This window comes from Tianweitania populi (assembly GCF_014652875.1).
Lineage (GTDB): Bacteria > Pseudomonadota > Alphaproteobacteria > Rhizobiales > Rhizobiaceae > Tianweitania > Tianweitania populi.
Genome location: NZ_BMZQ01000008.1, coordinates 23,209 through 29,823 on the forward strand (window position 1 = coordinate 23,209; position 6,615 = coordinate 29,823).

The window sequence follows — 6,615 nt, forward strand, 5'->3', positions numbered from 1 at the left end:
TCGAACCGTGTTCTCCAAAAAAGATCGGTCACGAAAGCCGCTTTGCGTTTGCACAGCCAGCATCTGCTCTTCGATTGACACACACTGTCGGCGAACGTACTCGCCGCGCCGACTTAGCCGTCCCCACAACGCGCTTCAACCTCTCTTATGCGGCCTATAACGCCGGGGTTGTTGCCAGTGGCGGGTCGGAACCCGACACGCGACCAAGGAGAAAACGGATGAATATGTTGAAGGTCTCACGCCGTGCACTGATCGGCGCCACGCTCCTTGCTTCGCTCGCCGGGATCAGTCTGCCAGCTGTCGCGCAAGAAGGCCCGATCAAAATCGGCCTGCTCGCTCCGTTCAGCGGCTCAGGCGGTCCATACGGCAAAGAAGAAGAGGAAGCGGCACGCGCGGCCGTCGCCGTCATCAACGATGCAGGCGGCGTTCTTGGACGGAAACTCGAACTCGTTGTCGCCGACGACGAGACACAGCCGACCGCTGGTGTCGCCGCTGCCCGCAAGCTGATCGATGTCGACAAGGTGGTGTCCATCGCAGGCGTCTGGTCGAGCGCGGTCGCCCTTGCCGTGAAGCCCATCGCTATCGAGAAAGGCGTGGTCCTCACCACCAACGGTTCGGCCGACGAGATCACTCAAGGCGACAACAAGAACCTCGTCTGGCGTTTCCAGACCAACGGCAAGGATTGGGGCGATGCTTTCGGCAAGGCGTTCCTGAAGGATGGCGTGAAGACGGCATCCGTGCTCGTCCTCCAGACGCCTTTTACCCTGTCCACCATCGGGCCCTTCAAGGACACGTTCACCGCAGGCGGCGGCAAGATCCTGCGGGAAATCCCGTTCAATCCCGGCCAGCCATCCTACCGTGTTGAAGTCGACAAGATCCTGGAAGGCGATCCCGAGGCGATCTTCGTGGCAGCCTATGTCAACGAGCTTTCCGCCGTGGTGAAGGAAGCCTATCGCAACGGCTATGAGGGCAAGATCTACGCCTATGGCAATGCGGCTGGATCCAACGGCCAGTTCGTCGCCAATGTCGGCAAGGAGCTGGCAGAAGGCGTTCATCACACCCAGCACGTTCCGGTCGAGAACTCGGAAGCCTATGCTTTGTATCTAAACCGGATCAACAAGCCGGAAGGCACCGTGATGAGCTTTGGCGCCCAGGTGTTCGACCAGATCGTGCTGACCGCGCTGGCAATCGAAAAGGCCGGCTCGACCGAAGGCGCAAAGGTGGGCGCGGTCTTCCCCGAGCTCGTAAACGGCGAAGGCACGTCCATCGGCGATCCGGTCAAGGCACTCGAAGCGCTGCGCGCAGGCACCCCGTTCCGCTATTCCGGCGCGGCCTCTGACTTCCGCTTCGAAGCCAACGGCGACCAGTCCAACCTCGCTTACGGGCACTTTATCATCAAGGATGGCGAAAGCCAGTTGATCGACGTCATTCGCTGATAATGCTGGAAGGCCGCAACCTCACCGTCCGTTATGGCGGCTTCACGGCGCTGAACGATTTGTCCGTGCAGCTCCGGAGCGGCATGGTCACAGGCTTGATCGGTCCGAACGGTGCCGGCAAGTCGACCTTGTTTTCCGTGCTTGCCGGCTCGGTCGTTCCTACAACCGGCCAGGTTCTGTTCGGCGGCGAGGATGTCACATCCCGCCCACCGGTCTTGCGCGCCCGGCTCGGGCTTGGCCGCTCGTTTCAACTGTCGCGTGATTTGGCTGGCTTGACCGTTTTGGAGAACCTGCTGGTCGCCCAGCCGCAGCGCGTGCTCGAAGGCATCGGCGCGGCTTTGTTTCGCCGTAGAGCCATCAAGGCCAGGCAGGCGCATATGATCGAGAAGGCACGCGGCCTGCTTCTGCGCGTCGATCTCTGGCGATTGGCCGATCAACCCTCCGCCGCTTTGTCCGGCGGCCAAAAGAAGCTGCTCGACCTCTGCCGCGTGCTCATGCTCGAGCCGAGCTTCATCTTGCTCGACGAGCCAAGTGCTGGGGTGAACCCTACGCGGATCGGCGAGATCACCGAGTTCATTCGCAGCCTCGTGGCAGACGGCGTCTCCTTTGGCATGGTCGAGCACAATATGGGGATGGTCGCCGCCCTGTGCGATCAAGTCTATGCCCTGGCCGAGGGCAAACTCGTGGCTGAAGGCACGTTTCAAGCCGTCACCGCCAATGATGATGTCGCGCGCGCTTATCTCGGGGTTGGCGCATGAGTGTTACCGCAAAGAGCCTGACCGCGACCGGCCTCGTAGCCGGCTATGGCGGCCAGCCCGTGCTGCGCGGTGTCAGCTTTACCGCTCATGCCGGCGAAATCCTGACGGTTGTCGGCCCCAATGGCTCCGGAAAATCAACGCTCATCAAGACGGTGCTCGGCCTGATCCGGCCAATCGAAGGCCGCATCCTGCTGGACGAAGAAGACATCACGCCTTTGTCGCCCTCGCAACGCGCCAATGCCGGGATCGGCTATGTGCCGCAGGAAGCGAATGTCTTTCCCAACATGACCGTGCTTGAAAACCTGCGGCTTGGTGTGGACTTCATCCAGCAAAGACCAGCCAAACGTTTCGATCGGCGGCTGGAAGAAGTGCTCGACCTCTTCCCCGAAATCCGCCCCAAGCTGTCGACCCGCGCCGGTCTCTTGTCGGGTGGTCAGCGCCAGATGGTCGCCATGGCATCCGCGCTGATGCCGGAACCCTTTCTGCTGGCGCTCGACGAGCCATCCGCCGGCCTTTCTCCGCGCAATGCCGAACTGTTGTTCAAAATCATCTCGCGCATCGCACGCACTGGCGTGACCCTTTTCCTGATCGAGCAGAATACGCGACTGGGTCTCGGCGCGTCCGATACCGGATTGGTGCTGGTCTCGGGTGAGGTGAAGCTTTCAGGAACGGCATCGGACATATTGGGAAATCCTGCGATCCGCCGCCTTTATCTGGGAGGTGCCTGATGGGCCAGCTACTCGTGAATGGGCTGACCACGGGCCTGATCCTTGCTTTGCCTGCCTTGGCTCTGGCGCTGTCTTTCAGCGTGCTGCGCTTCGCCAATTACGCGATCGGCTCCTATGTCACCGTCGGTGCGTTCGTGACCTGGTGGGCTAATGTCGCTCTTGCTCTCCCATTCTGGGTTGCGGCCATAATCGGGAGCGTCGCGGTTGCAAGTCTGGCCGTTTCCATCGATGCGCTTGTTTACCGCCATATGCGCGAGCGCTCGGGCCTCACCTTGCTTGTCGCATCCATGGGTGTAGCCATCGCGCTGGAGAATGTCGTTCGACTGTTTGCCGGAAATTCACCCCGCAGCTTCGACGTGCCCGTCGCAAGGCCGCAGCGCTTCTTCGACATCCGCGTTAATCAGGAACAGCTCATTATCCTGATCACCGTGCTAGGCGCGCTCATCCTCGTCTGGCTCGTCTTCCGCTTCACCCGCCTTGGCCGCGCCATGCGGGCCGTTGCCGATAACGCCGCACTCGCCTCGGTTCGCGGCATCGCACGTGGCCGCGTCATTGCGGTGGTGTGGGCGCTCTCCGGCGGGCTCTCAGCGCTCGCCGGCGTGCTCATTGGTCTTGATACCAGCATCGAACCCCAGATGGGCTGGAACTACCTGTTGCCGATCTTTACTGCCGCGATCCTCGGCGGCATCGCCAGCCCCATGGCAGCCGTTGCCGGAGCGCTCGTGCTTGGCATGGCGGAAGAAGTGTCCACGCTCTTCCTTCCCCCGCATTATCGCATGATCGTCGCCTTCGTGATCATGGCAGCTCTGCTGATGCTCCGCCCCTGGGGTCTGTTCGGAACGAAGTGGGTGCAGCGATGATCCCTTATCTGATCGCCACGCTTTCCGTCGTCGTCATCTTCACCCTCGCCGGTCTGGCGCTGAACCTGCAATGGGGCATGGGTGGGCTGGTGAACTTTGGTCTGTTCGGCTTCTACATGCTGGGCGCTTATATCTGCGGCCTGCTGGTGGTCAGGTGGGGATTGAACCCGCTCGTAGCGATGACGCTCGCCATCCTCACAACCGCCGCGATATCTGCGCTCGTCAGCCTTATCTCGATCCGGCTGAGCGAAGATTATCTCGCGATCGTCACGCTCGGCTTCGCCGAATGCATCCGCTTGTTTATCAGCTACGAAGACTGGCTGACCTTCGGCACGCTCGGCGTGTCCGGCATCACCCGTCCTTTTGCCGGCCTGGTGTCCGCGCAATGGAGCGATCTCGCCTTTATCATCCTCGCCATATCGGCGCTTTGCGTTGTTTATGTCGTGCTTTCACTCGTTTCCGCGTCGCCATTTGGCCGTTTGATGCGTGCGACGCGCGATGATCCCGACATTGTCGGCTCGCTCGGGCGTTCCGTTCTCACCATTCGCCTGCGCAGTTTCGCGCTCGGCGGCGCCATCCTCGGCCTGGCCGGTTCGCTCCATGCCTTCTATTACGGCTATATCGACCCCACCCAGTTCACCCCCATCATCACAGCCTATGCCTTCATGGCGGTGGTGGTCGGCGGCCGCGGATCAAACCCCGGCGTACTCCTTGCCGCCTTCGTGCTCGTCTTCGTACTGGAAGGAAGCCGGTTTCTGGTGGATTATGTGCCGGGCCTCGACGGCGCCACCCTTGCATCCCTGCGCCTGATTGCGGTTGGCACCGCGCTGGTCGTCCTGCTGATCATCAAGCCTGCAGGATTTGGCCGGGAGCGTCCGACCGTCCGCGCTGGATCTGACTTAAAAAACTGAGGAAATACAATGCCCCGCGTTTCCGCCCTCGGTCGTGACGACCTTCCTGAAGAGCAACGTCCCCTTTGGGACAAGATGCTGGCCTACGGACCTTTCGCCGGCCAAGCTGGTGTCATGGCGAACCGCCTGCCGATCTTCGAGCATAATTGGAAGCTTCTGACGCAGCTTTCCGACGAAGCGGTTCTCGACAAGCGTTATCTTGAACTCGCCATCATCACGGTTTCGCTGGTCAACAAATGCGACTTCTGCATCGACCAGCATGCTCCCAAACTCGCTGTCGCCGGCCTTGTTCTGGAAGGCGTCGAGACGCTTGAGGACTTGAAAGCCTACCCTCCGCTGACAGAGATCGACCGTCTGGTCATCGACTACGCCATCGCTGTCTCCAGCGATTGGCATCGCATCCGGGATCAGGTGATCGAGGATCTCCGCGCCCACTTCTCGGAAGCGCAGATCGTCGAACTGACCTGGCGCATCGCCCTGTGCGGCGCCTTCAATCGCTTCAATGACGTTCTGCAGGTCTCCGTTTAACAAGGCAGACGTGACGAGCTTTGCTTGCCGGAATGGCCAAAAATTGTCAGCGGCTCGCGTGATCGAGGTCAGGTCCTCACGTTTCTAGAAGATCCGCGATCTCCGCAAGCACTGCGACGAAATCAGGATCGCTGCGGCGTCGTGGGCGTTGACCGGGCACATTGACGATCCGGCGGACCCATGCCGACATCGCTGGCAACGACGATCTCGTCATGGGCGCTGGCCGAGGGAGCGTCGTCACGCGGAATGCCACGGCCGCGGGAGTGCCGGAGTCGCGCATGCTGCTTTTTCCCCACATTGAAGCGAATGTCTCAGCGCTTCGGGCGGGACGCGTTGATGTGGCGGTTTTGTCTTCAGTGACAGTCATCGGGATCTTAGGAGGGCAGGGGGCTCAAGGACTAGAACGGGCCTTGCCCTTTGATGTGGAGGAAGCGGAATTAAACGTCTCTGCAATTGCGTTCCGGCATGAAGACGACGATTTGCGCGCCGTTTACGACCAGCAGTTGGCGGAGATCAAGAAAGACGGCCGCTTCGAAGCAATTATGAAGAAGTACGGCCTCGGTGAGCCGGAGATGGTGCCGTCTGGCGCGACCACCGCCGCAATCTGCGCTACCAAGCCGTGACGGATTGCCATGACCATTCTGGATATCTGGCTGGGCATCCTTCGGGGGCTTGGGACCACCGCAGCCGTGACTGTTTACGGCTTCGTCTTCGCAGTCCCGTTCGCGCTTCTTTTCGGGGTCGCCCAATATCTTACCCGAGGGATCGCGCGCCTTGCGGTTACCTGCATCATCGAGTTCTGGCGCGGTTCTGCCGTCATCATCCTCCTGTTCTTCTTCTACTACACGCTTCCGGTGGTAGGCGTAACGCTGTCGGCCTGGACGGTGAGCGCCATGGTTCTTGGTCTGAACGCCGGCGGCTATGCCAGCCAGGCAGTGCGGGCGGGGCTGCAAGCCCCGCCTGCCGGTCAAAGGGAGGCGGGGAAGGCGCTCGGACTGTCGCGCGCCACCACACTGTTGCTGATTGAGCTTCCTCAGGCCTTGGTTGCGATGAGCCCGACTTTCGTGAACACCCTCATTCAGCTTGTGAAGGGAACAGCGCTGGTCTCCCTGGTCACACTGACGGACATGACGTTCACGGCCAAGGAAATCGCCCAGATCGAATATAATCCTATCGCCATCTATACCGCGCTGCTCATGGCCTTCTTTGTCGTCTGTTATCCCATTGCCTTGATGGGACGCTGGCTGGAGGCGCGCATCGGCAAATAGGGAGGGCGTTTCGGTGGGATTTGATCCAGATTTCGCAGTTTCGAGTGTGCCCATCATCCTCAGCGCGCTCGGCACAACCCTGGCTGTAGCGTTGGCAAGCTGCATAGGTGCAGCGATCATCGGCTT

At 60.7% G+C, this 6,615-nt stretch carries 8 protein-coding genes; all 8 read left to right on the forward strand.

Annotated features, from left to right (window positions below):
* Positions 1-218 precede the first annotated feature (218 nt).
* The 8 genes from IE166_RS20450 to IE166_RS20485 all read left to right on the forward strand — a co-directional run bounded on the left by IE166_RS20450 (position 219) and on the right by IE166_RS20485 (position 6,489).
* Positions 219-1,436: an ABC transporter substrate-binding protein gene (locus IE166_RS20450; protein WP_189507684.1), complete on the forward strand. Its 1,218-nt coding sequence runs from the start codon at positions 219-221 to the stop codon at positions 1,434-1,436.
* A gap of 2 nt (positions 1,437-1,438) precedes the next feature.
* Positions 1,439-2,194, forward strand: coding sequence for an ABC transporter ATP-binding protein (locus IE166_RS20455; RefSeq protein ID WP_189507699.1), 756 nt, complete (start codon positions 1,439-1,441; stop codon positions 2,192-2,194).
* Positions 2,191-2,922, forward strand: a complete 732-nt coding sequence (locus IE166_RS20460; RefSeq protein ID WP_189507685.1) for an ABC transporter ATP-binding protein — start codon at positions 2,191-2,193, stop codon at positions 2,920-2,922. The genes IE166_RS20455 and IE166_RS20460 overlap by 4 nt, the downstream gene beginning before the upstream one ends.
* Positions 2,922-3,782, forward strand: a complete 861-nt coding sequence (locus tag IE166_RS20465) for a branched-chain amino acid ABC transporter permease (RefSeq protein WP_189507687.1) — start codon at positions 2,922-2,924, stop codon at positions 3,780-3,782. Before IE166_RS20460 ends, IE166_RS20465 begins: the two co-directional genes overlap by 1 nt.
* Positions 3,779-4,693, forward strand: coding sequence for a branched-chain amino acid ABC transporter permease (locus IE166_RS20470; RefSeq protein ID WP_189507689.1), 915 nt, complete (start codon positions 3,779-3,781; stop codon positions 4,691-4,693). The genes IE166_RS20465 and IE166_RS20470 overlap by 4 nt, the downstream gene beginning before the upstream one ends.
* 9 nt (positions 4,694-4,702) lie before the next feature.
* Complete coding sequence (locus IE166_RS20475) at positions 4,703-5,221, forward strand: carboxymuconolactone decarboxylase family protein (protein WP_189507691.1); 519 nt, start codon at positions 4,703-4,705, stop codon at positions 5,219-5,221.
* A 278-nt stretch (positions 5,222-5,499) separates the two neighbouring features.
* Positions 5,500-5,844, forward strand: coding sequence for a type 2 periplasmic-binding domain-containing protein (locus tag IE166_RS20480; RefSeq protein ID WP_385966363.1), 345 nt, complete (start codon positions 5,500-5,502; stop codon positions 5,842-5,844).
* A 9-nt stretch (positions 5,845-5,853) separates the two neighbouring features.
* Entirely contained in the window at positions 5,854-6,489 is a 636-nt protein-coding gene (locus tag IE166_RS20485) for an amino acid ABC transporter permease (protein ID WP_189507693.1), read from the forward strand.
* Positions 6,490-6,615 lie beyond the last annotated feature (126 nt).

What these genes read in the sequence shown, in the direction of transcription:
- IE166_RS20450 (WP_189507684.1), top strand. Translation starts at nt 219, where the DNA reads ATGAATATGTTGAAGGTCTCACGCCGTGCACTGATCGGCGCCACGCTC.
- IE166_RS20455 (WP_189507699.1), top strand. Translation starts at nt 1,439, where the DNA reads ATGCTGGAAGGCCGCAACCTCACCGTCCGTTATGGCGGCTTCACGGCG.
- IE166_RS20460 (WP_189507685.1), top strand. Translation starts at nt 2,191, where the DNA reads ATGAGTGTTACCGCAAAGAGCCTGACCGCGACCGGCCTCGTAGCCGGC.
- IE166_RS20465 (WP_189507687.1), top strand. Translation starts at nt 2,922, where the DNA reads ATGGGCCAGCTACTCGTGAATGGGCTGACCACGGGCCTGATCCTTGCT.
- IE166_RS20470 (WP_189507689.1), top strand. Translation starts at nt 3,779, where the DNA reads ATGATCCCTTATCTGATCGCCACGCTTTCCGTCGTCGTCATCTTCACC.
- IE166_RS20475 (WP_189507691.1), top strand. Translation starts at nt 4,703, where the DNA reads ATGCCCCGCGTTTCCGCCCTCGGTCGTGACGACCTTCCTGAAGAGCAA.
- IE166_RS20480 (WP_385966363.1), top strand. Translation starts at nt 5,500, where the DNA reads ATGCTGCTTTTTCCCCACATTGAAGCGAATGTCTCAGCGCTTCGGGCG.
- IE166_RS20485 (WP_189507693.1), top strand. Translation starts at nt 5,854, where the DNA reads ATGACCATTCTGGATATCTGGCTGGGCATCCTTCGGGGGCTTGGGACC.